We start from the raw sequence: 25,257 nt of genomic DNA, 5'->3' as shown, positions 1-25,257 counted from the left end.
TATTTTCAGCGACACGGCCCGACCTGGTGCCAATCTTTCGAAACATATCCCGGCCGATCCATGGATCCAATCGACTGGCGGAATCGTCGACCGTTGCTAACCTCAATCACAGAAACGACGTCGCAAGCGATCACTGACAAGGAACGGCGCAGTGAATGTACATGGGGTCATCGGGCTGCTGGGTGTATTGGTTGTGCCCGTCTACGCGGCGGATCTTCAGGTTGAAGTGCGCGTCGATGTGCAGCGTGGCTGCCAGTTGATCGGCCAGCAACGTGACGCCGGCATCGAGCAACTGGGTGTGCTCGACTTCGGCAGCACCGCACGCCTCGATGACCCGGCCGGGCCGTTGGCAGCCGCGTTGACCAATCAGCGCCTGCCACGGCTCGAGTGTAACCCCGACACGCCGTACCAGATGCGCGTCGATGGCGGCTTGCATGGGGGTGTCGGTGAAGTCCGCTACATGGCCGGTTCGGCCGGCAGCAAACCGATTCCGTACCGCTTGTATCAGGACGCGGCGCGCCGGGTCCCGCTGGTGGTGGATGTGCCGGTCAGCGGGCGGGTGCCGGACAGTGGCACGGTGGATCTGCCGCTGTATGCGCGGATCGAACGTTTGGCTGAGGTGCCACGCGTCAGCCGTTATTCGGATCTGGTCAAGGTGACGGTCACCTGGTGATCGCGGTTTCAAGGCAGCCGATGGACGCGGGTGCGCAGGGAAGGAGTTCAGTGATGAGCGCGGTGATTGAGTCAGCGTAAAGGAGCAGGGACGGACGCAATGACAGGTAAACACTGGATGGTGGTGGCAGCAGGTACGCTGGCATTACTCGCAGACGACGTGCAAGCGGCGATGAGCGGGCAGATCAATGCGCGGCTGATCCTGATTGCCGGCTGCGAAGTTACCAATACCAGCACGCCCGAGAACCCGGTCAGTGCCCTCGGTACCCTCGATTTCGGCCTTCAAGGCCCCACCTGGAATGCACCGATCAAGGCCAGTCTGGATGGCGACAGCAGCGGCAAACTCAACGTCGCCTGCAATCCATCGGTCACCGGTTTCACCGTCACTATCGACGGCGGCACCCACGGTGACGGCAATACCCGGCGCCTGAGCAACGGTCGCCAGACCCTTCCCTATCAGCTGTTCGTCGATCCCTCCGGCGCCCGGAGCTACAGCATCGGCCAGCAACACAATTTCGCTGTCACCAGCGCTGCGCAGATACCCATTCCGGTATTTGGCTCGGTGGTGGCGAATACCCGCGCGGTACCGGCAGGGGTCTATACCGACACCCTGACGGTGACGCTCGACTGGTAACCCCGTAGAGGACGGACACCATGCGTACGTTTGCAACAAGGATAGGTTTGTCGCTGTTCGGCCTGGCGCTGGTTTCCGGTGCCAATGCCGCCACCACGGTCACCGGCCAGATCACCTCCAGTCTGATTCTGATCAGCAGTTGTGAGGTCAACGGCGCTGGCGGCTCCACCGGGCTGAACTTCGGTGCGTTGAATTTCGGTACCGCCAACAGCCTGTTCACCACGGCCACCGGGCAAGTGTTGGGCGGCGGTGGCGGGGCCTTGTCGATTCTCTGCTCCAGCGGTACCACGCCGACGGTCAAGGTCCGTGCCGGTGCCCACGACGGCATGTCACCGGGCGGCACACGAGCGTTGTACGACGGTGTCGCCAATTATGTGCCGTACGACTTGTACACCGATGCCGGGCACTCACAACTGTTGGCGATTGACGGGACAATCAACCTCGCCGCCAGTACCGGAGTCGCGCAGACGGTGAACATCTACGGTCAGGCGGTGGGCAAGGCCGGTTTGCCAGCGGGGACGTACACCGACACCGTCGCTGTTGAACTGACGTTCTGATGCCATGCGCCGCCATGGCTGTGCCGCGCTGCTCCTGCTCTGCGCAGGCAGTGCGCCGCTGCCCTTGAGCGCCGCGACGAGCCAGAGCTTTCAGGTCAGCGCCACGGTCACCGCCGGGTGTCTGGTGGTCGGCGGGGTGTCGAACTATGGCGGGCTGAATTTCGGTTCGCGTTCGGCACTGGCCACCGGCACCGTGCAGGTCGCGCTGATGGGTGGGGTGCAATTGCAATGCACGCCGGGCGTGACGCTGAACATGAGCGTCGATGGCGGCCAGTACAACAACAGTGGCCGGCACATGCAGGTCAACAGCGGCAGTGCGCGGGTGGCGTATGCGTTGTTTAGCGATGCGGCATACAGCCAGAGCCTGGGCATCGGCCAGAGTGTGGCGGTGGCCTACAGCGATGCGAACAACATCAGCCTGCCGATTTACGGTCAGGTGCAATTGCCGGGCAATCAGCCTGGGGGGACGTACAGCGACGTGTTGCAGGTGCAACTGTCGTGGTAAGGCGAAGTTGAATGGCCGACAAGGAGCAGGTTTATGGGGTCAGTTACGTCACGGCACTCGCTCGTATGCTGCGCGATGTGGGCGTTAGTCATGCTGGGGGCCAGCAATGTACACGCGGCCAGTTCGGTGCTGATCTGGCCGATCGATCCGGTGCTGGAGGCTGATCAACAGGCCAGTGCGCTGTGGCTGGAAAACCGCGGCAGTGAAACCGCCAACCTTCAGATCCGTGTATTCGGCTGGAGTCAGAGTGGTTTCGCCGAGCAATACCAGAACCAGCGCGACGTGATCGGCAGCCCGCCGGTGGCGAAAATCGAACCGGGGCAAAAGCAGTTGGTCCGTCTGACCCGAACCAAGGAAGTGCCGCCGGGGCAAGAATTGGCCTACCGGATCATCATCGACGAAATTCCTTCCGCGCAACCTGCGACCGCTGACGGTGGCAAAACCGCCGCAGCAATCCGTTTCCAGATGCGCTACTCGGTGCCGCTGTTTGCCTACGGCGCCGGGCTGTGGAGCAAGGAAGACAGTAACCGCGCGCGCGATCCCAAAGGTGTCGGCCTGCCGCAATTGAGCTGGCGCACGGTGGCCGTGGACGGCAAGCCCTATGTCGAAGTGCGTAATCAGGGCGCGGTGCATGCGCGACTGACCGACGTGGCAATCAAGCAGGCAGGGCAGAGCAAACCGCTGGCCGAAGGGCTGTTGGGTTATGTGCTGCCGGGCGCGGTGATGCGCTGGCCGGCACCGGGGCCGTTGGCCGGTGATTCGGCGTTGCGGGTGCGGGTGAATGGCGCGCCGCAGGTGCAGAGCATCACCCCTGCGAGATAAGTGGGCTGTGCCAAGAAAAGCTTTTGTAGCGAGGGAGCTTGCTCCCGCTGGGCTGCGAAGCGGTCCCAAAATGGCGAACCAGATGCTTCAGTCAGACCGCATCGGCTGGATTTACGACGGCTTCGCCGCCGAGCGGAAGCCAGCTCCCTCGCCACAGAAATCGAGTCGCCCCGCGATGCCCGGGATCGGCTAAAGCGGTATCAGGGAGGATTGAGTCCATTGACGGACGTAAAGCGCGTATGAACCCAGGACGGGTTCGCCGTATTCAGCGTCCGTTGTGGCTCATCACCGGCGCGTGTTGCCTGATGTTTGTTCAACCATCCGGGGCCGGCGATCTGCCGCCGCCACCGAGCGGCATGGAGGCCGTGAGTGATGCACAGTTGTTTCTGGAATTGGTGGTCAACCAGATGAATACCGGTCGCGTGGTGGCGGTGCAGCAGCGCGACGGGCGCTTGTTCGTGCCGGCGACCGCGTTGCGCGAAACCGGCATGAAGTTGCCCGACAGCCTCGGCGCCGAGGTCGATCTCGACAGTCTGGCGGGGCTGCACAGTGATTACGACAGCGTCGGTCAGCGCTTGCTGCTGGACGTGCCGCCGGACTGGCTGCCGGAACAATTCATCGGCAATCGCCAGGCTTACCCGCGCACCCCGGCGCTGAGCAGTTTCGGCGCGCTGTTCAACTATGACCTCTACCTCAACGACACCGACGATGCCGGTACGTATCTGGCGGCGTGGAACGAAGTGCGGCTGTTCGACAGCTGGGGCACGTTGTCCAACACCGGGCAATACCGGCGCACCTTGTCCGGGGACTCGCTCAACACGCTGGACAACGGTTACCTGCGTTACGACACCACGTGGCGTTACTCCGATGATGAGCGAATGCTCACCTACGAGGCCGGTGACGTAATCAGCGGAGCGTTGCCGTGGAGCAGTTCGGTGCGGCTGGGCGGCGTGCAGTTCTCGCGGGACTTTGCCGTGCGCCCGGACCTGGTCACGTATCCATTGCCGCAATTTGCCGGCGAAGCGGCGGTGCCGTCATCGGTGGATTTGTTCATCAATGGCTACAAGTCCAGCAGCGCAGATTTGCAGCCCGGGCCTTACACGCTGACCAATATTCCGTTCATCAACGGCGCCGGCGAAGCGGTGGTGGTGACCACCGATGCGTTGGGCCGGCAGGTGTCGACCACGGTGCCGTTCTATGTCACCAGCACGTTGTTGCAAAAAGGCTTGAGCGATTTTTCCGTGGCGGCCGGTACCTTGCGCCGCGACTACGGCTTGAAGGATTTCAGTTATGGCCCGGGTGTCACCTCCGGCAGCCTGCGTTACGGCGTCAGCGACAGTTTCACCCTGGAAAGCCACGCCGAAGCGGCCGATTCGCTGACACTGGGCGGTCTCGGCGGCAACCTGCGTCTGGGCAATTTCGGCGTACTCAACAGCGCCATGAGTCAAAGCCGCTTCGACGGCGAGGGCGGTCAGCAATTAAGCCTGGGCTATCAGTACAGCAATCAGCGTTTCAGCTTTTCGTACCAACGCCTGCAACGCCACGACCAATACGCCGACCTCAGCGTGGTCGACAGCCCCTACATCAGCCTCAGTCGGCGCAGCGAACAGGCGACCCTGAGCCTTAACCTTGAGCGCTGGGGCAGCCTCGGCGCCGGTTATTTCGATGTGCGCGCGGCGGACGACTCGCGCACGCGGCTGCTCAATCTGAGCTGGAGCAAACCGCTGTGGCGCAACAGCAGCTTCTACCTGTCGGCCAACCGCGAGATCGGCGACAGCAACTGGGCGGTGCAGGCGCAGCTGGTGATTCCGTTCGATCTGCGCGGCAGTCTGTCGATCAGCAGTGATCGCAGTAAGACCGGGCAGAGCCAGCAGCGGGTCAACTACAGTCGCGCGGTGCCGAGCGAGGGCGGCGTGGGTTTCAACCTCGGCTACGCCAAGGGTGATGGCGCTGATTATCGTCAGGCCGACGTCACCTGGCGCCTGCAATCGGTGCAGTTGCAGGCCGGTGTCTACGGCACTTCCGAGGCTGAAACCCGTTGGGCCGATGCCAGTGGTTCGCTGGTGTGGATGGACCGTCAGGTGTTCGCCGCCAACCGCATCGACGACGCGTTTGTAGTGGTCAGCACCGAAGGTTTTGCCGACATTCCGGTACGTTACGAAAACCAGCAAGTCGGTCAGACCGACAAGAACGGTCATCTGCTGGTGCCGTGGAGCAGCGCCTATTACCGGGGCAAGTATGAAATCGATCCCCTGAATCTGCCGGCCAACGTACGCAGCCCCAATGTCGAACAACGCATTGCTGTAAGGCGCGGCAGCGGTTATCTGCTGGAGTTTCCACTGACCCGGGTGATTGCCGCGAGCATCGTACTGGTCGACGCGCAACAGCGCGAACTGCCGCTGGGCGCGGGCGTGCTGCATGAGCAGAGCGGTACGCGGACGGTGGTCGGTTGGGACGGGCTGGTGTATCTGGAAAACCTCCAGGCGCAGAACTCGCTGCAGGTCACGCTGGCCGACGGCAAGAGCTGTCAGGCGCAGTTCAGTGTCGATCTGAATCAGGACCAGGTGCCGTTGATTGGCCCGCTGGTGTGCCAATGATCCGCACACGATTGCTTTTGTTGCTGGCGCTGATGCTGCCGGGGGCGGCGCAGGCTGCGTGCTCGGTGGTCAGCACCACGCCAGCGGCGTTCGGCACGCTCAGTTCGATCGCCGTGCGCACGACGTCGCAGCCCAGCTCCACGCTGAATGCAGGTTTGAGCTGTACCGGTTCGCTGCTGTCCCTGCTGACCAGCAACGACCATTTCTGGGGCACGGTGTCTTCGACTCAAAGTGGTCTGGTCGGGCCAACCGGCGATGTCATCAGTTACACGGTCTACGCCAACAACAGCACCAGCTATCCGCTGACTCGCGGCACGGCCTTCGACTTTGCGCGCAACGGCATCATCGATGCCCTGGGCCTGCTCAACGGTACGACGCCGAAAACGGTGCCGCTCTATCTCGGTACAACTATCGGCAGCAACGTCGCCGCCGGGGTGTACAGCGAAACACTGAGCATTTTCTGGAACTGGAATTACTGCTCGGGGATTGGTATTGGTTCTATCTGTCTTGGGCGCGACATAGCCAGTGGAACGACCTCGTTGACGGTGAACCTGACGGTGTCCAACGACTGCACGATTACTGCGCCAAACATCGCGTTCGGCAGCGCGCCGGTGGTCAGCGCGTTCACGCCGGTGACCGGGCAGACTATCAATCTGGCGTGCACCAAGGGCAGTGCCTACACCGTGGGGCTGAGTGACGGGCAGAACGCGGTGAGTGTCGGCGGACGGCGACGGATGATTTCCGGGAGCAATTATCTGGCCTACGACATTTTCAAAAGTGCCGGCACCACGCGCTGGGGCAGTGTCGGCGCGGCGCGGCGGGCGAGCACCGATGCTGAGGTCAATCCGGGTAACGGGCTGGGCACGGGCAGCCAGATCTTCAACTACAACGCGAAGATCTATACCGACCAGACCACGCCGCCGGCCGGTACCTATCTGGACAACGTTGTTTTGGACGTAGGTTTCTGAGCTGACACGATCCTTTGTAGGAGCTGTCGAGTGAAACGAGGCTGCGATCTTTTGATCTTGCCCTTAAGAACAAGATCAAAAGATCGCAGCGTGCCGCAGCTCCTACAGAGAGCAGCGGTGTTTTCAGAATTGCAGCGATTGCTTGAGCTGTTGCGCCGCCGGTGTATCAACCGGGCTGACCATCGCGTAGTTATAGCCACCACCTGACCAGTACTCGGCCTGCAAATCCCCGTCACTGCGGCTGCCACGGGGTAAAAAAGTGTTCTTCGGCCCCGGCGGGCGCACATAGAAACTCACCTTGTGGCCGCTGCCATCCTCATACATCACCATCGCCGCCGGACCTTCATCAGTGCTGAGCAGGCGTCCGCTGACCGGTTCAAACCCGGCCGCTTTCAGATCGGGCAAGCGACTGGCTCGGGTGAAATAGCGGTCGAGCCAACGCTGCATGTCGCCATCGTTCTCGACTTTGTAATCGGCCGGCAACATGCCTTGTTGGGCAATCAAGCGATAAGCCTGCAGGGCGTCGGTCATCGGCAGCATGGATGGGCGGACAAGGGTCATTTCGCGGGCCTGCCAGCCACTGAAACCGCCGACGCTGACCGCAATCAGCAGCACCGCGGCACTGGCCAGATGCCGCCGTGCCTGGCGTTGGCGGCGCTGGCGAATCATCGCCGGGTCAAGCGCCGGATTGACCGGTTGCTGCAACGCGCCGCCAAGTGCAGCGCGCAGTTGCTGGGCATCCTGTTGCCAGGCGCGAACCTGCGCCGCTTCATCCGGGTGACTGGCCAGCCAGGTGTCCAGCACACGCCGGTCGGCGTCGCTGAGCTGGTGGTCGACATAGGCGTGCAGGTCACGCTCGTTGGGAGGCAGGCTGATCATTTGAGTCTCCGCAAAGAAGGGCTGCTGATTTCGCCGTCGCTGAGTTGGCGCAAGGCCTGGCGGGCGCGGGACAGGCGCGACATCACGGTGCCGATCGGGGCGCCGAGAATCTCGGCCACCTCTTTATAGGAAAGGCCTTCCACCGAGACCATCAGCAGCAGGGCGCGTTGTTCGCTGGGGAGGCGGTCGAAGGCTTGCAAGGTCGACTGGGCGATGACGGTGCGCTCCACCGACGGTTCGGCATCGTCGCGACCCGTGAAGAATTCGAGCATCCGCGCATAGCGTCGGGAGCGGCGATGGGCGTCGAGAAACTGCCGATACAGGATCGCAAACAGCCAGGCACGCAAGTCGCCGTCGGCGCGTTTGTCGCCCCAACTCGACAGTGCCCGCTCAAGGCACGCCTGCACCAGATCGTCGGCGCTGCTGCTGTTGCGTGTCAGTGACACGGCAAAGCGGCGCAATCTGGGAATGATTTCTCTCAACTGTTCGTCGAATTCGCTCATGAAATTCTGCTAGTCACTACGCTGTGGACTAGGGAGACGCCCGCCGTTGGAGGTTATTCCACGTACGGAAAAATAAATACCGTCGCGTGGAATAAACCCGGACGGGGCGCGTCTTGCTGATTCTTCCTACTTATGGCCATTGGCCCTGGAGTTCTTCATGGTTGATCGCACCTCACCCAACGCTTCACCGCCCGGCGGGCCGCAGCGCCCGCCACTGAGTGCCGCGAGCCTGATATTGCGTCTGGGCGGCATTGCCGTGGTAGTCGCCGCAGTGGCCGGGGCGTTTGCCTACGTTCATGGCAACTTTGACCCACAACGCCTGACGCCAAAGGCGCTGGTCGATGTGCTGGAGAAGAACAACGGCGTGCATCCCGGGTTTCGCCGTAACCATGCCAAAGGCGTGTGCGTGATCGGGCATTTCGAGAGCAGTGGTGAGGCGCGAGTGTTTTCCTCTGCGCAGGTGTTCAATGAGCCGCAGACTCCGGTGGTCGGGCGTTTTGCGCTGCCGGCGGGCAATCCCTATGCACCGGACAGCAGCGTGCCGATTCGCAGTCTGGCGTTGCGGTTCACCCAGGCCAACGGGCAACAGTGGCGCACCGGGATGAACAGCATGCCGGTGTTCCCGGTCGGTACGCCTGAGGCGTTTTATCAATTGCAGCAGGCGCAATCGCCAGATCCGGCCACCGGTAAACCTGATCCGGCGAAGGTCCCGGCGTTTTTTGCTGCGCACCCGGAGACCGTGCCGTTTCTGACCTGGGTGAAGACGGCCAAACCGTCGGCGAGTTACGCCACCGAAACCTATAACAGCGTCAACGCGTTTTATCTGGTCGACGCCAGCGGTAAAAAACAGGCCGTGCGCTGGAGCATGACGCCGTTGGCGCGCGATGCTGCAGGCGCCAGTGCGCCTGAGGGCGGCGATTTTCTCGAGAAGGATCTGGTGCAACGGTTGGCGGCGGCGCCGTTGCGTTTTCAGTTGAATATCACTCTGGCCAATCCTGAGGACCCGGTGAACGACGCCAGCAAGGCCTGGCCAGCCGGGCGCAAAGTGTTGAACGCCGGCACGCTGGTGCTGGAAAAGACCCAGCCGCAATTGAGCGGCGAATGCCGTGACATCAACTATGACCCGCTGGTGCTGCCGGCCGGCATTCAAGGTTCCGACGACCCGTTGCTCGCGGCCCGTTCCGCCGGTTACGCCAATTCCTACCTGCGCCGCACCAGCGAAGTCAGCCAGTTGCCCGCCGCCAAACAGGAGGCTCGCCCATGAGCACTCAACCGACGCATTTCGCCCTGTTGGCGCGGCTGCTGCACTGGCTGATGGCGCTGATGATCATCGCCATGCTGTTTATCGGCGCCGGCATGGTCACCTCGGTGTCCGAGCGACATGAATGGCTGATCCATCTGCACAAACCGCTGGGCATTGCGATTCTGGTGCTGGTGATAGTGCGTTTGCTGGTGCGGTTAACCACGCGCCAGCCGCCGCTGCCAGCCGATTTGCCGGGCTGGCAAGTGCTGGCGGCCAAGGCTTCGCATCTGCTGTTGTACGCGTTGATGCTGGTGTTGCCGTTGCTCGGTTGGGCGATGATCAGTGCCTCAGGTGAACCGGTGATGCTGAGCACAACCTTGCAGTTGCCAGCGATCGTTCCGGCCGATGCGCAGTTGTTCGCGTTTCTGCGCAAGGCTCACGGGTATCTGGCCTATCTGCTGTTCCTGACGGTGCTGCTGCACCTGGCGGCGGCGCTGTTTCATGGCTGGGTCCGCCGTGATGAGGTGCTCGACAGCATGTTGCGCGGTCGCGATCGCAGTTAACCCGTTGGCGTGGCGCATCGTAGCGGTGCGCCGCGTTTCAGGGTCAGCCACCAGTACGCCAGCGCCACAGAGTTGATGCCGGCGCCGAGCAGGCATACGCCGATCCAGCCGGCCCACGCATATATCGCGGTCGAGCCGATGGAGCCGAGCGCGCTGCCGATCGAGTAAAACAGCATGTAACCGGCGGTGAGACGGCTTTGCGCTTCGGGGCGCACGCTGTAGATCATGCTCTGGCTGGTGACGTGCACGGCTTGCAGACCCAGATCCAGGGTGATGACGCCGAGCAGCAATGCCCACAGCGAAGATTGAGTCAGGGCAATCGGCAGCCACGAAGCAAGCATCAGCAACAGCGAAAGACCGCTGACCCATTGCCCGAGTCCGCGATCAGCCAGATGCCCGGCCCGTGCGGCAGCCAGCGCACCCGCTGCACCGGCCAGCCCGAACAGTCCGATTTCACTGTGCGACAACGACAGCGGCGGCGCGGCCAGTGGCAGCACCATCGGCGTCCACAGCACCATCGCGCTGGCGAAAGTCAGCAACGCGAGGAGCGCGCGTTGACGCAGCACCGGTTCTTCTTTGAACAGGCTGAATACCGAAGCGATCAGTGCGATGTAACGGGTCGCCGGTTGTGGGGATTCATGCTTGGGTAGGACTCGAAACAGCAGCAACGCCATCAACAGGGTCAGCCCCGCTGACAGAAAGTAGATCGCTCGCCATCCGGCCAGATCGGCCATGCCGCCAGCGACCGTGCGCGCCAGTAATATGCCGACGACGATGCCGCTGGTGACCACGCCGACCACGCGCCCGCGTTGGGCCGGGAGCGCCAGCGTGGCGGCGTAAGCCACCAACACCTGAGTCACCACGGCGAGCAGTCCCGTCAAGGTCATGCCAAGCAGCAGCCAGGCACTGTTGGGCGCCAACGCGATCATCAGCAACGCCGCTGCCGACAGCAGGGTTTGAGTGACGATCAACCGGCGCCGGTTGAGCAGATCGCCGAGGGGCACCAGTAGCACCAGACCGATGCCGTAGCCGATCTGCGTCAGGGTGATGACGATGCCGATGGTTGCCGGCGACATCGCAAAGGCTTCAGCCATCGCGTCCAGCAATGGCTGGGCGTAATACACGTTGCCCACGGCCAGCCCACAGGCCACAGAGAAAAGCAAAACGGCACTGCTTTTGAGAGGCTTCATATCCCGCATCCTTTTAGGTTTCAAAATAAAACCTTGATCACGGTATTGATTCGGGTTTTATTTTGCAACCTGTTTGCGCGAAAGTACGAATGCAGAAAGCAAAAGATCGCAGACAAGCTGCGATCTTTTTAGGGACGGAGGCGGGGATCAGCGCAGGGTATCAACCATGTCAGCGATGGTTGTCAGCACATCTTTGCCTAGCTGTTTAGAGCGTTTGCCCGACCAGCCGGTGAGTTTATCGGGATGGTCGTCGTGATCCTTGAATGGCATTTCGAGGGTCAACGACAGGCAGTCGTATTTCTGGCCGACGCTATTGCACGCCAGGGTCATGTTGGCCTGGCCCGGTTCATCGCGGGTGTAGCCGTATTTGGTCTGGAAGTCTTTGGTGGTGTGTTTCAAGTGGCTGCGGAAATGCTCTTCGAGCTTCTCGATGCGCGGCGTGTAGCCAGGATTGCCTTCGCAACCGGCGGTGAATACATGAGGAATTTCTTCGTCGCCGTGTACGTCGAGGAACAGGTCGACGCCATACTTTTCCATTTGCTGTTGGACGAAAAGTACCTCAGGGCTGACTTCCTGACTGGCGTTCTGCCAAGCGCGGTTCAAGTCCTGGCCCATCGCATTGGTGCGCAAGTGACCATGGAACGCGCCATCCGGATTCATGTTTGGCACCAGGTACAGATCGGCACTCGCCAGCAGCTTATTGAGTACCGGATCGTCCTGTCTTTCCAGGCGTTCGATCACGCCTTCCATGAACCATTCAGCCATGTGTTCGCCGGGATGCTGTTGAGCAATGATCCAGACTTTGCGCTGGCCTTCGGCTCCGGTGCCTTTGCGCAGCAACTGAATATCGCGACCCTCGACGCTCTTGCCGGTTGCCAGCAATTCGGTGCCGGCCTTGCTCAGGGCCTGGTCGATCAGCCAGTCGTGACGGCCTCGGCTATAGGGTTCGAAATAGGCGAACCAGGCGTGGGTTTGCTCGGCTTCGAGGCAAAAGCGCAGGCTGTCACCTTCAAAACTGGTTGGAATGCGGAACCAGTTGACGTGGTCGTAGGAGGCGACTGCCTGATAACCGGTCCAGGCTTTGTTATAGGAGGACTGGCTGGCGTTGACCAGGCGAAACCAGTGTTCCTGATGAACATGCAGGCCGCTGGCCTTGAAGTGGAACCACTGAAAATGGGCACTGCGGGTATCCGGGCGAATGGCCAGGACCGGATTGAGCGGATTGCTGATGTCGATGACTTGGATGTTGCCGCTGTCGAAGTTGGCGCTGATGTCGAACGAAGATTTGGCCACGGTCATAATCGATTCCTGAATATGATTTTTATGGCCGTTACTTTACACGCAGGCAGGACTGAAACCGAGGGGAATTGCGGGGTGTGGCGGGGGGCGTCCTCCATGACGCGCAGGCAGCTTAGAGACTGTGCGATTGATTCTCAAGTGCTAATTTTCATTAGTTAGACCCAATGTGGGCGGGCTTCGCTTGCCAACCGATATTCTTTTGATATTATCCGCGCCATCGAATTTGCAGCATCTAAAGACTTCATTAGCCTGAAGCCAAAAGCCCGAAAAACGGGCAAAAAAAGACCCGGCAAAAAGCCGGGTCAAAAACCGTGATTAGCCTGATGAGGAGATAGTCCAGAAGACCGACCTAAGGTCTCTGGTCCATCGACTGATCTCGCGACCAGCTGCATGCAATAATAATCATTATCATTTGCAAGTCAAATGTTTTTACCTGCGCGATTGGAAAATTCTTTCCTGTCCTTCCGTAGTGCCGTTTCTCAGGCTTCATCGCCATCGAGTGAATGGTCGACCATCGCCCGCGCCATATCCACCATATGCACCACTGAAAACGCCAGATCGCGACTCGCGCCTTGCAGGTTTTCGGCTGCCTTGAACGCAGTGGCTGCCGCGCAGCGCAACAGATCCGAGGCGTGCACCAGCGCTTCTTCGCCACTGAGATGGCGCCTGACATCGAAAAAACGCTCTTCAACCTCGGGTTCTGACACAGCTGGTTTCAAGTAGTAGTCCAGCGCTCGCTGCGCCGCGGCATTGCCTTGGGGCGAGGTGAAGGTGGTGTCCATTTGCAGATCGGGCAAGTCTTTGCTGCTGATATTCATGATGACGGGGCACTCCTTGGTCGATGGAAAATCCGTGCTTTCAGGATAGTACGTTGTGTAGTTGTGACGAGAATTTAAATACTACAATATGTGTTTTGATGGCCGAAGGCGTCCACGTAAGGTGCTGCACATGGATAAATGGATTGAGTTGGTCAAGGCCAAGATGAGTGAACTCAAAATCACTCAAACAGAGCTCGGAGAGCGCGTCGGCATGTCCCAGGGCGGGATCGGCCATTGGCTGAACAAGCGTCGCGAACCCGGTATCACTGAAATGAACCGCGTGCTGCAGGCGCTGGGCATGGATTTCCTCGAGGTGGTGCTGGTGATCCGTGAACCGCAACCTACGCCGGACGACGAGATGCCGCTGGCGCAGAAGTACAACCCGTACTTCCGCTACCCGGTCAGCGATTGGCAGACGACGTGCGAAGTGCGCGAAAGCGATCCGGCGTCCTACGACAAGGCATCAGGCAAGCAGCGTTTCGAGCTGACGGATTACCACGCGCGTGGCCCGGCATTCTGGTTGACGGTCACGGGGGATTCAATGACCGCGCCCAGTGGCCAGAGCATTGCCGAAGGCATGCTGATTCTGGTCGACCCGGCGGCCGAAGCGCTGCCCGGCAAACTGGTGATCGCCCAGTGGCCCGACAGCACTGAAGCGATTTTTCGCAAACTCGACGAGGAGGGCGGCCAGCGTTACCTGGTGCCGCTCAATCCGACCTGGCCGAAGGCCCTGCTGACCGATGAGTGTCGAATCATCGGCGTTGTGGTCCAGGCAACGGCACGTTACTAGTCAGATCGATCCTCGCCCGGCGCAGGATCGATCTTCCCGTTCACGCTTCTTCCAGTTCAACCAGAGCGCTGCCTTCGCCAACCATTTCACCTTCCTGGCAATACAGCGCTTTGATCACTCCGGCATGCGGCGCACGGATGCTGTGCTCCATCTTCATCGCTTCCAGCACCACCAGTTGCGCACCGGCCTCAACCGATTGCCCGGCCTCAACCAACACGCGAACAATGCTGCCGTTCATCGGCGCGGTCAGGCCACCCTGATGGCTGTGACTGGCCTCGACGGCACTGATCGGGTCGTACATCTCGATACGGCGCAACTCGCCTTCCCATTGCAGGTACAACACATCGCCCTGGCGAATCGCACGCAACGTACGACGCACGCCGTCGTGCTCGACGGTCAGTGCTTCGCCGGACAGTCTGGCGTGGCCAGTGGCATTCAGCGTCAAGGCGCGATCCTGTCCCTCACAACTCAAATGCAGGGTGATTTCCCGTGGCAGTCCCGCCCGCAAACCGCTGTTGAGAGACCACGGTGAAGCAGGGTCATCCTGGCGTGCAAGCTGCGGCAGGCTCTGCGCCGCCGCGTGCGCCGCCGCTTCCCAGAACGCATCGCTCAGCGTGTCCGGAGCAGGCAGCAATTGCTCCTGATAACGCGGAATAAACCCGGTATCCAGTTCCGCCGCCGCAAACGCCGGGTGGGCAATGATCCGCCGCAAGAAATTGATGTTGGTTTTCAAACCACCAATCGCAAACTCGTCGAGCATGCTCAACAAACGCAACCGGGCCTGTTCGCGATCCTCGCCCCAGGCAATCAGCTTGCCGAGCATCGGGTCGTAGAACGGCGAAATTTCATCGCCTTCTTCAACCCCGCTATCCACCCGGCGCCCCGGGCCTTCGGCCGATTCGCGATACAACGCCAAACGTCCAGTCGCCGGCAGGAAGTCATTCGCAGGATCCTCGGCGTACAAGCGCACTTCGATCGCATGGCCGTTCAACGGCACTTGTTCCTGAGTGATCGGCAACGCTTCACCACGAGCAACGCGGATCTGCCAGGCCACCAGATCAAGCCCGGTAATCGCTTCCGTCACCGGATGCTCGACCTGCAGCCGCGTGTTCATCTCCATAAAGAAGAATTCACCGCGCGCATCCAGCAGGAACTCCACCGTACCGGCGCCGACATAACCGATCGCCTGCGCCGAGCGCACCGCCGCTTCACCCATCGCCCGCCGCAGCTCCGGGGACAGCCCCGGAGCCGGCGCTTCTTCGACGACTTTCTGATGGCGCCGTTGAATCGAGCAATCCCGTTCATTGAGGTACAGGCAGTTGCCATGCTGATCGGCGAACACCTGGATTTCCACGTGACGTGGCTTGAGCAGGTATTTCTCCACCAGCATCCGCGAATCGCCGAACGATGACTGCGCTTCACGCTGAGCCGAGGCGAGGGCTTCGGCCAACTGGCTGACGTCCTCGACCACTTTCATGCCTTTGCCACCGCCACCGGCCGTGGCTTTGAGCAGCACTGGATAACCGATGCGTTCGCAGGCATCGCGGAAGGTGTCGAGGTCTTGCGCTTCGCCGTGATAACCCGGCACCAGTGGTACACCGGCGGTTTCCATCAGCGCTTTGGCGGCGGACTTGCTGCCCATGGCATCGATGGCCGAGGCGGGCGGGCCGAGGAAAATCAGCCCGGCCGCTTCGATGGCACGAGCGAATCCGGCGTTTTCCGAGAGAAACCCGTAACCCGGATGAATCGCCTGCGCGCCACTGGCCTTGGCCGCCGCGATCAGTTTGTCGATTTGCAGATAACTGTCGGCCGCTTTGCTGCCACCGAGGTCGACGCGAATGTCCGCTTCACGGCTGTGCCGCGCCTCACGGTCGGTGGCGCTGTGCACGGCGACCGTGGTCAGGCCCAAGGCTTTGGCGGTGCGCATCACGCGGCAGGCGATTTCGCCACGGTTGGCCACCAGCAGGGTGGTGAGAACAGGTGCGCTCATCAACGCGGCTCCTTGGTGGTGGTTGCGGCTTGCCAGCTCGGCGGACGTTTTTGCAGAAAGGCGCGCAAGCCTTCCTGGCCTTCAGGGCTGACGCGGATACGGGCGATGGCATTTTCGGTGTAGCGGCGCAGCGCCGGGGTCAACGCGCCGTTGCCGACTTCGCGCAACAAGTCCTTGCTGGCACGCATCGCTGCGGGGCTGTTGAGCAACAGATTGTTGATCCAATGCTCGACTTGCTGATCAAGTTCGGCAGCAGGATAGCTCTCGGACAACAAACCGATTTCCCGCGCACGCTGCCCGCCGAAACGCTCGGCGGTCAGGGCATAGCGCCGCGCAGCGCGTTCGCCGATGGCCTGCACCACGAACGGACTGATCACCGCCGGCGCCAGACCGATGCGGACTTCCGACAGGCAGAACTGCGCGTCATCGGCACCAATCGCCATGTCACAGCAACTGATCAGCCCCAGCGCGCCACCGAACGCCGCGCCTTGCACCACGGCCACGGTGGGGATCTTCAGCTTGGCGAGGTTGTACATCAGCTCCGCCAGTTCGCGGGCGTCATCGAGGTTGGTGTGGTAATCGAGTTCGGCCGATTGCTGCATCCACGCCAGATCAGCGCCGGCACTGAAGTGCTTGCCACGGCCACGCACCAACAGGAAACGCAGGCTGGCGTCGCTGGCGACTTTGTCCAGGGCGAGGATCAGCTCGCGGATCATCTCGGCGTTGAAGGCGTTGTTCTTTTCCGCGCGGTTGAGCCACAGCGTCGCGAAACCCCGTGGGTCGCTTTGCAGTTCGAGGGTGTTGAAGTCGCTCATATTCTTCCGTCTCCACGGTTCTTGTGGGATTGGCCCGGGTTTACGATTGCTGCGCAATCGAGCGGGAGCAAGCTCCCTCGCCACACAAGCCGGCGCCCACAAAAAATCACATCCGGAACACGCCGAAGCGGCTCGGTTCGATTGGTGCGTTCAGCGACGCGGACAAGGCCAGGGCCAGCACATCGCGGGTCTGCGCCGGGTCGATGACGCCGTCGTCCCACAGCCGTGCGCTGGAATAGTAGGGGTGACCCTGCTCTTCGTACTGGTCGAGGATCGGTTGCTTGATCTCGGCTTCCTGCTCGGCACTGAATGCCTGGCCGCTGCGTTCAGCCTGTTCGCGTTTGACCTGCACCAGCACGCCCGCCGCTTGCTCGGCACCCATCACGCCGATCCGCGCGTTTGGCCACATCCACAGGAAACGCGGATCGTAAGCGCGCCCGCACATGCCGTAGTTACCGGCGCCGAAGCTGCCGCCGATGATCACGGTGAATTTCGGCACCTTGGCACAGGCCACGGCGGTCACCAGTTTCGCGCCGTGCTTGGCGATGCCGCCGGCCTCGTATTTCTGGCCGACCATGAAGCCAGTGATGTTCTGCAAAAACAGCAGCGGAATGCCGCGCTGGCACGCCAGTTCGATGAAATGCGCGCCTTTCTGCGCGGCTTCGGCGAAGAGGATGCCGTTGTTCGCCAGGATTGCGATCGGGTAGCCGTGCAGATGCGCAAAGCCACACACCAGCGTGGTGCCAAACAGTGCCTTGAATTCATCGAACACCGAACCGTCGACCAGTCGCGCAATCACTTCGCGCACGTCGAACGGTTGCTTGGCATCGGCCGAAACCACCCCGTATAACTCATCACTGGCATACAGCGGCGCAATCGGCGCGCGTTGCTGCACCTCGCCGAGCTTGCGCCAGTTGAGATTGGCAACGCTGCGGCGGGCAAGGGCGAGGGCATGTTCGTCGCTCTCGGCGTAATGGTCGGCCACCCCGGAAATCTTGCAGTGCACATCGGCACCGCCCAGATCTTCGGCGCTGACCACTTCACCGGTCGCGGCTTTCACCAGCGGCGGGCCGGCGAGGAAAATCGTCGCCTGATTGCGCACCATGATCGCTTCGTCCGCCATCGCCGGCACATAAGCGCCGCCAGCGGTGCACGAGCCCATGACCACGGCGATCTGCGGAATGCCCATCGCGCTCATGTTGGCCTGATTGAAGAAGATCCGCCCGAAGTGTTCGCGGTCCGGAAACACTTCGTCCTGACGCGGCAGGTTGGCGCCGCCCGAGTCCACCAGATAAATGCATGGCAAGCGGTTCTGTTGGGCGATGGTCTGCGCGCGCAGGTGCTTTTTCACGGTCAGCGGATAGTACGAACCACCTTTCACCGTCGCATCGTTGGCGACGATCATGCACTCGACACCTTCAACCCGGCCGATACCGGCAATCACACCGGCGGCCGGTACGTCTTCGCCATATACCGCGTGAGCAGCCAGTTGGCTGATCTCCAGAAACGGCGAACCGGGATCGAGCAAACGATTGATGCGTTCACGCGGCAGCAGTTTGCCGCGCGAAGTGTGGCGTTCCTGAGCTTTCGCGCCGCCACCCTGGGCCACTTGGGCGAGCAGGGTGTGCAGGGCGTCGACCTGTTTGAGCATCGCCGCGCTGTTGGCGGCGAACTCCGCTGAACGGGGATTGAGCTGAGTGTGCAGGATCATGGGGCTACTCCGTAGCAGCTTCGAGTTGCAAGCGACAAGCTACAAGTTGAAGCAAGAGCGCGGTGCTCTTGCAGCTTGAAACTTGCCGCTTGCCGCTGACGAAATTCATTTCGTTTCGTTGAACAGTTCGCGACCGATCAGCATGCGACGGATCTCACTGGTGCCGGCGCCGATTTCGTACAGCTTGGCGTCACGCAGCAAGCGGCCCGCCGGGAACTCATTGATGTAGCCGTTACCGCCGAGAATCTGGATCGCGTCGAGGGCCATTTGCGTGGCGCGCTCGGCGGTGTAGAGGATCACCCCGGCGGCATCCTTGCGGGTGGTTTCGCCGCGCTCGCAGGCCTGCGCAACCGCATAAAGGTAGGCGCGGCTGGCGTTGAGTTGGGTGTACATGTCGGCGACTTTGCCCTGGATCAGCTGGAACTCGCCGATGCTCTGGCCGAACTGCTTGCGGTCGTGGATGTACGGCACGATCAGGTCCATGCACGACTGCATGATCCCGGTCGGGCCGCCCGAAAGAACGACGCGCTCGTAATCGAGGCCGCTCATCAGCACTTTCACGCCGCCGTTGAGCACGCCGAGGATGTTTTCTTCCGGCACTTCGACGTCGTCGAAAAACAGCTCGCAGGTGTTGGAACCGCGCATGCCGAGCTTGTCGAACTTGTTGCTGCGGCTGAAGCCTTTCCAGTCACGCTCGACGATGAACGCGGTAATGCCGTGCGGGCCTTTTTCCAGATCAGTCTTGGCGTAGATCACGTAGGTGTTGGCGTCGGGGCCGTTGGTGATCCAGGTTTTGCTGCCGTTGAGGACGAAACGGTCGCCGCGTTTGTCGGCGCGCAGTTTCATCGAGACCACGTCGGAACCGGCATTCGGTTCGCTCATGGCGAGGGCGCCGACGTGTTCGCCGCTGATCAGCTTCGGCAGGTATTTGGATTTCTGTTCGTGGTTGCCGTTGCGGTTGATCTGGTTGACGCAGAGGTTGGAGTGCGCGCCGTAGGACAGCGCCACCGAGGCCGAACCACGGCTGATTTCTTCCATCGCCACCACATGCGCCAGGTAACCCAGACCAGCACCGCCGTACTCTTCCGGCACGGTGATACCGAGCAGACCCATGTCACCGAATTTGCGCCACATGTCGGCGGGGAACAGGTTGTCACTGTCGATCTGCGCCGCGCGCGGAGCAATCTCCTTAGTGACAAAGGACTGAACCTGATCGCGCAGCATGTCGATGGTTTCACCGAGGGCGAAGTTCAGGGATGGATAGCTCATGGGTCACCTTTTGGCTTTTTTGTAGGGTGGGGAGAGCGCTCAATCAGCTCTCACCTTTACGTTAACGTAAGCTTGTGATGAATGGCTGTCAATCACCCTTTACGTTAACGTCAACTTGAGCGAGAGTAGGGGCAGTTCTGAAAGACCAGCGGCGCTCTCTGTGGCGAAGGAGCTTGCTCCCCCTCAAGCGCGAAGCGGTCGCAAAATGGGTGTTCGCGGTGTGTCAGTCTGCACCGGATCGCTGATTTCACGACTGCTGCGCAGCCGAGCGGGAGCAAGCTCCCTCGCCACAAAAGCCTCGCTCCTACAATAAAGACAATAGGGGTCGTCATGGATCAACCCAGTGCAAACCCGCAGCGCAGTTACACACGCGGTTCTCAAGATAAAGCCTTGCTGGCGATGACCATCGGGCAGAAGTTCGATCACACCGCCGTGCAATACCCTGACGGTGAAGCGCTCGTCGTGCGCCATCAGCAACTGCGCTATTCCTGGCGACAACTGGCCGATGCAGTGGACCTGCACGCCAGAGCGCTGCTTGCCCTGGGTTTGCAGGCGGGGGATCGGCTCGGGATCTGGGCGCCGAACTGCGCGCAGTGGTGCATCACCCAGTTCGCTACAGCGAAAATCGGCGTGATTCTGGTCAACATCAACCCGGCCTACCGCAGCTCCGAACTCGAATACGTGCTCAAACAATCAGGCTGTCAATGGCTGGTCTGCGCCGGGGCATTCAAGTCCTCCAACTACCACGGCATGTTGCAGGGACTGGTGCCGGAACTGGCCGAGCAATCCATCGGCCAACTGCGCAGCGAGCGCCTGCCGGAGTTGCGCGGGGTGATCAGCCTTGACGCGCAACCACCGTCAGGGTTTCTGCCGTGGTCGCAACTGGCCGATCTGGCCGCCAGCATCTCCCCCGAACACCTGAGCGAACGCAGTGACAGCCTGCACTTCGACCAACCGGTGAACATCCAGTACACCTCCGGCACCACCGGTTTCCCCAAAGGCGCAACCCTCAGCCACTACAACATCCTCAATAACGGCTACATGGTCGGCGAAAGCATCGGCCTGACCCCGCGCGATCGTTTGGTGATCCCGGTGCCGCTGTATCACTGCTTCGGCATGGTCATGGGCAACCTCGGCTGTATCACTCACGGCAGCACGATGATTTACCCCAACGATGCCTTCGATCCGTTGCTGACCCTGCAAACCGTCGCCGAAGAGAAAGCCACTGGCCTGTACGGCGTGCCGACCATGTTCATCGCCATGCTCGATCAGCCACAACGCGCAGAGTTCGACTTGTCGAGCCTGCGCACCGGGATCATGGCCGGCGCGACGTGCCCGATCGAAGTGATGCGCCGGGTTATCAGCGAGATGCACATGAGCGAAGTGCAGATCGCGTACGGCATGACCGAAACCAGCCCGGTGTCGCTGCAGACCGGTCCGAACGATGAACTGGAACTGCGCGTGACCACTGTCGGCCGCACCCAGCCGCAACTGGAAAGCAAGATCATCGACGAGGCCGGCAACCTGGTGCCGCGCGGCACCATCGGCGAACTGTGCACCCGTGGTTACAGCGTGATGCTCGGCTACTGGAACAATCCGCAGGCCACCGCCGAAGCCATCGATGAGGCAGGCTGGATGCACACCGGCGACCTGGCGAGCATGAACGAGGAGGGTTACGTCAACATCGCCGGGCGTAACAAAGACATGATCATTCGTGGCGGCGAGAATATTTATCCGCGCGAGCTTGAGGAGTTTTTCTTCACCCATCCAGCGGTGGCGGACGTGCAGGTGATCGGCATTCCGTGCTCCCGTTACGGCGAGGAGATTGTCGCCTGGATCAAGTTCCATCCCGGCCACAGTGCGTCTGAGCTGGAGCTGCAAACCTGGTGCAAGGAGCGCATCGCGCATTTCAAAACGCCACGGCACTTCAAGTTCGTTGAAGAGTTTCCGATGACGGTGACAGGCAAGATTCAGAAATTCAGGATGCGGGAAATAAGCATCGAAGAACTACGCGAAAAGCACGCCTGACACAGAACTTAATGTGATGACAATCTAATGTGGGAGCGAGCCTGCTCGCGAATGCAGTGTGTCATTCAGCGCAGATGTGTCTGATACACCGCTTTCGCGAGCAGGCTCGCTCCCACAAGGGATACGCAGTGAAAACACAAATCACAGAAAGCACAAAGGGGAGCCGAAGCTCCCCTTTAATTTTGTCGTCGCGTGCTCTTTTTTATTATTGAGGGTCGGTCTGTTGTTGTTTTTGGCAACCGTGGCCCTTTACCGCTGTTTTTGGCGACCCCCATCCGGGGTCAAGAGCAAACGTATTTTTTTGAGCGCTGATCTACTTTCTCGTTAAACGATCCAACCGATTCGGGAGCTACCTGAAGGTAGTTTTATTGTTCTCTGCCCGGTTGCGGGTCACTCCTGAGAGCACCCTGAAAAGCACACCTTCTCCAAAAAAATCTGTTAGCTGCGTCTCTGCCGTGTTGTTTTTGTTATGTCAGAGTCGGTACGTCTTATTTTTATTGGTTTGCTGCTTTTTATTCTTGTTATGCCATAGAGATAGCAGAAGCCGTGCCAACTTTTAAAAATCCTTATAAATCAACAGCTTGAGAATTTCAGCGAATTTTCACTCCAGCGAAACCAGACATTTTGTTTCCGTGTTACTCGCTTAAGCCCCACATTTCGGACACAGCGGTAACACCTTCCCCCTCACTGTGCGCTACGCGCCTTGGCCACGCGCGAACCGCTCGGGCGGCCGAGCACCGTGCTGATCTGCTGACCCGCAACAATCAAGGCGTCCAGGTCGATACCGGTCTCGATTCCCAAACCGTTGAGCAGGTACACCACGTCTTCGGTGGCAACGTTACCGCTCGCGCCTTTGGCGTACGGGCAGCCGCCGAGGCCCGCGATAGAGCTGTCGAACACCGAAATACCTTCGAGCAGGCTGGCATAGATGTTGGCCATGGCCTGGCCGTAGGTGTCATGGAAATGCCCGGCGAGTTTGTCCCGTGGCACTTGCGCCGACACCACTTCGAACAGGCGACGGGTCGCGCCCGCAGTGCCGGTGCCGATGGTGTCGCCCAACGAGACTTCGTAGCAGCCCATCGCGTACAACTCGCGGGCGACCATCGCCACTTGCTCGGGTGCGACCGAACCTTCGTACGGGCAACCCAGCACGCAGGACACGTAACCGCGCACGGTAACGCCGTGCTGTTGCGCCGCTTCCATGATCGGTGCGAAGCGCGCCAGGCTTTCGCTGATTGAGCAGTTGATGTTGCGCTGTGAGAACGCCTCAGACGCGGCGGCGAACACCGCGACTTCCTTGACCCCGGCGGCAATCGCATCTTCAAAGCCGCGCAGGTTTGGCGCCAGTGCGCCGTAAGTCACCCCGGGTTTGCGCTGGATCTGCGCGAATACCTCGGCAGAACCGGCCATTTGCGGCACCCATTTCGGTGAAACGAAACTGCCGACTTCTATATAACCAAGGCCGGCAGCGCTGAGGGCGTCGACCAGTTGCACCTTGTCGGCGACGCTGATCGGTTGGGCTTCGTTCTGCAGACCATCGCGCGGGCCGACTTCGATCAGGCGTACTTGGGAGGGGAGGGACATGGCGGTTGACCTGCTGTAGTTATCTGAAATCAGCGGATATCCCCCTGTGGGAGCGAGCCTGCTCGCGAATGCAATTTGTCATTCAACATCTATGGTGATTGACCCGGCGCATTCGCGAGCAGGCTCGCTCCCACAGGGAATGGGGTTGTTACTGAACGGCTTGCTGGCTCTTGAGCGTCTGCTCGAGCGCCTGCACACAGCGCTCTTCAGCGGTATCGAGTTCCAGCTTCATCTGTTCGATATCCAGCAACTGCTGCTCAAGCTGCTCGCGGCGCTCGCTGATTTTCGCCAGCATGCTGTTGAGCTGTTTGGTGTTACCGCTGGACGGGTCGTAGAGTTCGATCAGTTCGCGGCACTCGGCCAGCGAGAAGCCGATGCGCTTGCCGCGCAGGATCAGCTTCAGGCTGACCTTGTCGCGCGGTGAATAGATGCGTTCCTGGCCACGGCGCTCAGGGCTGAGCAGGCCTTGCTCTTCATAAAAGCGGATCGCCCGGGTGGTGATGTCCAGCTCGCGGGCGAGGTCGGAAATGCTGTAAGTCTGGCTACTCATGGAAGCGCTCGAAAAAGGTCTTGGCGCTAAGCTAATGGCAGGTTGACGTTTACGTCAAGCGGGATGGATCGTTGTTGTCAGTGCCGGCCTCTTCGCGAGCAGGCTCGCTCCCACAGGTTATGTGGCGTTCACAAATCCTCTGTGGGAGCGAGCCTGCTCGCGAAGAACGATAACGCGGTAAAAAGCCTACACCTTATCCAGCTTCTTCTCCTGCGCCGTGACCTGTTGGCACAACTCGATCATCTGCTCGCGCATCCAGCGATTTGCCGGATCCTGGTCAGTGCTTTCATGCCAGTACAGGTGCGTCTCCACCGGCGGCACATCATTCACCGGCAGGTTAAACGCCTGCAGCTCATGGCGACGGGCAAAACGCTCCGGCACGGTCATCACCATATCAGTCTGCTGCATCACTTGCGACGCCATCAAATAGTGCTGTGAACGCAGGGCAATCTTGCGCTGAATGCCCATTTTTCCCAGGGCCAGATCGACATAACCCAGACCACTGCGACGGCTGGAAATGTGGATATGGGTCAGCGACAAGTAATCATCCAGCGAGAGTTTTTCCTTGCTCGCCATCGGATGCCCCTTGCGCATCGCACACACGTAACGGTCTTCCATCAGCTTGACGTGGCGCACTTGCGGGTCGGTGTTGAGCGGCGCATCCACGGCAAAATCCAGGCGCCCGGCGGCCAGCTCTTTGGTGGTCTCGCGGCGTTTGGACAGGAAGCTTTCGATGATCACCGTCGGCGCCAGACGACGCAGGCGCTGGAACAGCGGCGGCAGAATCACCGCCTCGGTGAGGTCGGTCATGCTGATGCGGTAGGTCTTGACCGCTTGCGCCGGGTTGAAAATGCGGCTTTCCTGAACCGACACGCGCAGCAACGACAGGGCGTTGCGCACCGGGCCGATGATGTTCTGCGCCATTGGCGTCGGCACCATGCCCTGAGCTGTGCGCACGAACAGCGGATCGTTGAAGGTTTCGCGCAACCGTGCCAAGGCGTTGGACACCGCAGGCTGGGTGATGCCGACAATCTGCCCGGCGCGGGTCAGATTGGCTTCGGTGTAGATCGCGTCGAAGACGATGAAAAGGTTGAGGTCGACCTTACTCAGATTCATAACGCGGCTTCTCTTGTTATTTAGGGCGGTGTTTTAGGGGCTGGCAATCAGTCGATCATATATCGGTGATGAATGTTTATACACGCCGAGAATAGGCTAGGTAAATTATCAACGCTGTTCTAGCATCGATTGCATGGCTTAAACAACCTCCGCT

The 25,257-nt window shown here is 60.5% G+C and carries 23 protein-coding genes; 11 read left to right on the top strand and 12 right to left on the bottom strand.

Annotation, left to right across the window (positions count from 1 at the left end; genetic code table 11):
* Positions 1-151: 151 nt before the first annotated feature.
* From BK670_RS15740 to BK670_RS15710, 7 genes are all read left to right on the top strand, one after another.
* On the top strand, positions 152-673 hold the full coding sequence (locus tag BK670_RS15740; protein WP_123450888.1) for a Csu type fimbrial protein: 522 nt from the start codon (positions 152-154) through the stop codon (positions 671-673).
* A 99-nt stretch (positions 674-772) separates the two neighbouring features.
* Positions 773-1,306 carry a Csu type fimbrial protein gene (locus BK670_RS15735; protein ID WP_123450886.1) on the top strand — a complete coding sequence of 178 codons (534 nt, stop codon included), beginning with the start codon at positions 773-775 and terminating at the stop codon, positions 1,304-1,306.
* A 20-nt stretch (positions 1,307-1,326) separates the two neighbouring features.
* Positions 1,327-1,863, top strand: a complete 537-nt coding sequence (locus tag BK670_RS15730; RefSeq protein ID WP_123450884.1) for a Csu type fimbrial protein — start codon at positions 1,327-1,329, stop codon at positions 1,861-1,863.
* A gap of 4 nt (positions 1,864-1,867) precedes the next feature.
* Positions 1,868-2,368, top strand: a complete 501-nt coding sequence (locus tag BK670_RS15725) for a Csu type fimbrial protein (RefSeq protein ID WP_123450882.1) — start codon at positions 1,868-1,870, stop codon at positions 2,366-2,368.
* A 33-nt stretch (positions 2,369-2,401) separates the two neighbouring features.
* On the top strand, positions 2,402-3,190 hold the full coding sequence (locus BK670_RS15720; protein ID WP_123450880.1) for a fimbrial biogenesis chaperone: 789 nt from the start codon (positions 2,402-2,404) through the stop codon (positions 3,188-3,190).
* 239 nt (positions 3,191-3,429) lie between these two features.
* The gene (locus tag BK670_RS15715) at positions 3,430-5,787 is read left to right on the top strand and encodes a fimbria/pilus outer membrane usher protein (protein ID WP_123450878.1); all 2,358 of its coding nucleotides are present in this window, start codon (positions 3,430-3,432) and stop codon (positions 5,785-5,787) included.
* Positions 5,784-6,755 (top strand): Csu type fimbrial protein, encoded by a 972-nt coding sequence (locus BK670_RS15710; RefSeq protein WP_123450876.1) that lies wholly within the window; start codon positions 5,784-5,786, stop codon positions 6,753-6,755. Before BK670_RS15715 ends, BK670_RS15710 begins: the two co-directional genes overlap by 4 nt.
* A gap of 123 nt (positions 6,756-6,878) precedes the next feature.
* Here BK670_RS15710 and BK670_RS15705 read toward each other — a convergent pair whose 3' ends face one another.
* Positions 6,879-7,634: an anti-sigma factor family protein gene (locus tag BK670_RS15705; RefSeq protein ID WP_123450874.1), complete on the bottom strand. Its 756-nt coding sequence runs from the start codon at positions 7,632-7,634 to the stop codon at positions 6,879-6,881.
* Positions 7,631-8,137, bottom strand: coding sequence for a sigma-70 family RNA polymerase sigma factor (locus BK670_RS15700; RefSeq protein WP_123450872.1), 507 nt, complete (start codon positions 8,135-8,137; stop codon positions 7,631-7,633). Before BK670_RS15700 ends, BK670_RS15705 begins: the two co-directional genes overlap by 4 nt.
* Before the next feature lie 157 nt (positions 8,138-8,294).
* Between BK670_RS15700 and BK670_RS15695 the strand changes: the two genes are divergently transcribed.
* On the top strand, positions 8,295-9,401 hold the full coding sequence (locus tag BK670_RS15695) for a catalase family peroxidase (RefSeq protein WP_123450870.1): 1,107 nt from the start codon (positions 8,295-8,297) through the stop codon (positions 9,399-9,401).
* Positions 9,398-9,943: a cytochrome b gene (locus BK670_RS15690; RefSeq protein WP_123450868.1), complete on the top strand. Its 546-nt coding sequence runs from the start codon at positions 9,398-9,400 to the stop codon at positions 9,941-9,943. Before BK670_RS15695 ends, BK670_RS15690 begins: the two co-directional genes overlap by 4 nt.
* On the opposite strand, the gene BK670_RS15685 is transcribed toward BK670_RS15690, so the two are convergent.
* The 3 genes from BK670_RS15685 to BK670_RS15675 all read right to left on the bottom strand — a co-directional run bounded on the left by BK670_RS15685 (position 9,940) and on the right by BK670_RS15675 (position 13,250).
* Positions 9,940-11,133, bottom strand: a complete 1,194-nt coding sequence (locus tag BK670_RS15685; RefSeq protein WP_123450866.1) for an MFS transporter — start codon at positions 11,131-11,133, stop codon at positions 9,940-9,942. The genes BK670_RS15690 and BK670_RS15685 overlap by 4 nt on opposite strands.
* Before the next feature lie 147 nt (positions 11,134-11,280).
* Positions 11,281-12,432: a M14 family metallopeptidase gene (locus tag BK670_RS15680; protein ID WP_123450864.1), complete on the bottom strand. Its 1,152-nt coding sequence runs from the start codon at positions 12,430-12,432 to the stop codon at positions 11,281-11,283.
* Between the two features lie 479 nt (positions 12,433-12,911).
* Positions 12,912-13,250, bottom strand: a complete 339-nt coding sequence (locus tag BK670_RS15675; RefSeq protein WP_123450862.1) for a DUF6124 family protein — start codon at positions 13,248-13,250, stop codon at positions 12,912-12,914.
* Positions 13,251-13,380: 130 nt separating this feature from the next.
* Here BK670_RS15675 and BK670_RS15670 point away from each other — a divergent pair, with 130 nt between their 5' ends.
* Positions 13,381-14,040 carry a LexA family protein gene (locus BK670_RS15670; RefSeq protein WP_123450860.1) on the top strand — a complete coding sequence of 220 codons (660 nt, stop codon included), beginning with the start codon at positions 13,381-13,383 and terminating at the stop codon, positions 14,038-14,040.
* A 40-nt stretch (positions 14,041-14,080) separates the two neighbouring features.
* Here the strand turns inward: BK670_RS15670 and BK670_RS15665 are convergent, their stop codons facing one another.
* From BK670_RS15665 to BK670_RS15650, 4 genes are all read right to left on the bottom strand, one after another.
* On the bottom strand, positions 14,081-16,030 hold the full coding sequence (locus tag BK670_RS15665) for an acetyl/propionyl/methylcrotonyl-CoA carboxylase subunit alpha (protein WP_123450858.1): 1,950 nt from the start codon (positions 16,028-16,030) through the stop codon (positions 14,081-14,083).
* Positions 16,030-16,845: a gamma-carboxygeranoyl-CoA hydratase gene (locus BK670_RS15660; protein ID WP_123450855.1), complete on the bottom strand. Its 816-nt coding sequence runs from the start codon at positions 16,843-16,845 to the stop codon at positions 16,030-16,032. The genes BK670_RS15665 and BK670_RS15660 overlap by 1 nt, the downstream gene beginning before the upstream one ends.
* Before the next feature lie 106 nt (positions 16,846-16,951).
* Positions 16,952-18,556 (bottom strand): carboxyl transferase domain-containing protein, encoded by a 1,605-nt coding sequence (locus tag BK670_RS15655; RefSeq protein WP_123450853.1) that lies wholly within the window; start codon positions 18,554-18,556, stop codon positions 16,952-16,954.
* Between the two features lie 105 nt (positions 18,557-18,661).
* Positions 18,662-19,825 (bottom strand): isovaleryl-CoA dehydrogenase, encoded by a 1,164-nt coding sequence (locus BK670_RS15650; RefSeq protein WP_123450851.1) that lies wholly within the window; start codon positions 19,823-19,825, stop codon positions 18,662-18,664.
* Positions 19,826-20,155: 330 nt separating this feature from the next.
* On the opposite strand from BK670_RS15650, the gene BK670_RS15645 reads away from it, so the two are divergent.
* Entirely contained in the window at positions 20,156-21,853 is a 1,698-nt protein-coding gene (locus tag BK670_RS15645; protein ID WP_123450850.1) for an AMP-binding protein, read from the top strand.
* A gap of 684 nt (positions 21,854-22,537) precedes the next feature.
* On the opposite strand, the gene BK670_RS15640 is transcribed toward BK670_RS15645, so the two are convergent.
* The 3 genes from BK670_RS15640 to BK670_RS15630 all read right to left on the bottom strand — a co-directional run bounded on the left by BK670_RS15640 (position 22,538) and on the right by BK670_RS15630 (position 25,103).
* The gene (locus BK670_RS15640) at positions 22,538-23,437 is read right to left on the bottom strand and encodes a hydroxymethylglutaryl-CoA lyase (protein ID WP_123450848.1); all 900 of its coding nucleotides are present in this window, start codon (positions 23,435-23,437) and stop codon (positions 22,538-22,540) included.
* Positions 23,438-23,585: 148 nt separating this feature from the next.
* A complete protein-coding gene (locus tag BK670_RS15635) occupies positions 23,586-23,987 on the bottom strand; it encodes a MerR family transcriptional regulator (protein ID WP_064117756.1) in 402 nt (133 codons plus the stop codon).
* Positions 23,988-24,173: 186 nt separating this feature from the next.
* On the bottom strand, positions 24,174-25,103 hold the full coding sequence (locus BK670_RS15630) for a LysR family transcriptional regulator (protein WP_123450846.1): 930 nt from the start codon (positions 25,101-25,103) through the stop codon (positions 24,174-24,176).
* Positions 25,104-25,257 lie beyond the last annotated feature (154 nt).

The sequence above is a fragment of the Pseudomonas fluorescens genome (assembly GCF_003732425.1).
GTDB classification, from domain to species: domain Bacteria; phylum Pseudomonadota; class Gammaproteobacteria; order Pseudomonadales; family Pseudomonadaceae; genus Aquipseudomonas; species Aquipseudomonas fluorescens_BE.
This window is presented reverse-complemented; position numbering and strand designations above follow the sequence as displayed.

Excerpts from the sequence above, each read along its gene's own strand:
- BK670_RS15735 (WP_123450886.1), top strand. The coding sequence starts at position 773 with ATGACAGGTAAACACTGGATGGTGGTGGCAGCAGGTACGCTGGCATTA.
- BK670_RS15730 (WP_123450884.1), top strand. The coding sequence starts at position 1,327 with ATGCGTACGTTTGCAACAAGGATAGGTTTGTCGCTGTTCGGCCTGGCG.
- BK670_RS15725 (WP_123450882.1), top strand. The coding sequence starts at position 1,868 with ATGCGCCGCCATGGCTGTGCCGCGCTGCTCCTGCTCTGCGCAGGCAGT.
- BK670_RS15720 (WP_123450880.1), top strand. The coding sequence starts at position 2,402 with ATGGGGTCAGTTACGTCACGGCACTCGCTCGTATGCTGCGCGATGTGG.
- BK670_RS15715 (WP_123450878.1), top strand. The coding sequence starts at position 3,430 with ATGAACCCAGGACGGGTTCGCCGTATTCAGCGTCCGTTGTGGCTCATC.
- BK670_RS15710 (WP_123450876.1), top strand. The coding sequence starts at position 5,784 with ATGATCCGCACACGATTGCTTTTGTTGCTGGCGCTGATGCTGCCGGGG.
- BK670_RS15705 (WP_123450874.1), bottom strand. The coding sequence starts at position 7,634 with ATGATCAGCCTGCCTCCCAACGAGCGTGACCTGCACGCCTATGTCGAC.
- BK670_RS15700 (WP_123450872.1), bottom strand. The coding sequence starts at position 8,137 with ATGAGCGAATTCGACGAACAGTTGAGAGAAATCATTCCCAGATTGCGC.
- BK670_RS15695 (WP_123450870.1), top strand. The coding sequence starts at position 8,295 with ATGGTTGATCGCACCTCACCCAACGCTTCACCGCCCGGCGGGCCGCAG.
- BK670_RS15690 (WP_123450868.1), top strand. The coding sequence starts at position 9,398 with ATGAGCACTCAACCGACGCATTTCGCCCTGTTGGCGCGGCTGCTGCAC.
- BK670_RS15685 (WP_123450866.1), bottom strand. The coding sequence starts at position 11,133 with ATGAAGCCTCTCAAAAGCAGTGCCGTTTTGCTTTTCTCTGTGGCCTGT.
- BK670_RS15680 (WP_123450864.1), bottom strand. The coding sequence starts at position 12,432 with ATGACCGTGGCCAAATCTTCGTTCGACATCAGCGCCAACTTCGACAGC.
- BK670_RS15675 (WP_123450862.1), bottom strand. The coding sequence starts at position 13,250 with ATGAATATCAGCAGCAAAGACTTGCCCGATCTGCAAATGGACACCACC.
- BK670_RS15670 (WP_123450860.1), top strand. The coding sequence starts at position 13,381 with ATGGATAAATGGATTGAGTTGGTCAAGGCCAAGATGAGTGAACTCAAA.
- BK670_RS15665 (WP_123450858.1), bottom strand. The coding sequence starts at position 16,030 with ATGAGCGCACCTGTTCTCACCACCCTGCTGGTGGCCAACCGTGGCGAA.
- BK670_RS15660 (WP_123450855.1), bottom strand. The coding sequence starts at position 16,845 with ATGAGCGACTTCAACACCCTCGAACTGCAAAGCGACCCACGGGGTTTC.
- BK670_RS15655 (WP_123450853.1), bottom strand. The coding sequence starts at position 18,556 with ATGATCCTGCACACTCAGCTCAATCCCCGTTCAGCGGAGTTCGCCGCC.
- BK670_RS15650 (WP_123450851.1), bottom strand. The coding sequence starts at position 19,825 with ATGAGCTATCCATCCCTGAACTTCGCCCTCGGTGAAACCATCGACATG.
- BK670_RS15645 (WP_123450850.1), top strand. The coding sequence starts at position 20,156 with ATGGATCAACCCAGTGCAAACCCGCAGCGCAGTTACACACGCGGTTCT.
- BK670_RS15640 (WP_123450848.1), bottom strand. The coding sequence starts at position 23,437 with ATGTCCCTCCCCTCCCAAGTACGCCTGATCGAAGTCGGCCCGCGCGAT.
- BK670_RS15635 (WP_064117756.1), bottom strand. The coding sequence starts at position 23,987 with ATGAGTAGCCAGACTTACAGCATTTCCGACCTCGCCCGCGAGCTGGAC.
- BK670_RS15630 (WP_123450846.1), bottom strand. The coding sequence starts at position 25,103 with ATGAATCTGAGTAAGGTCGACCTCAACCTTTTCATCGTCTTCGACGCG.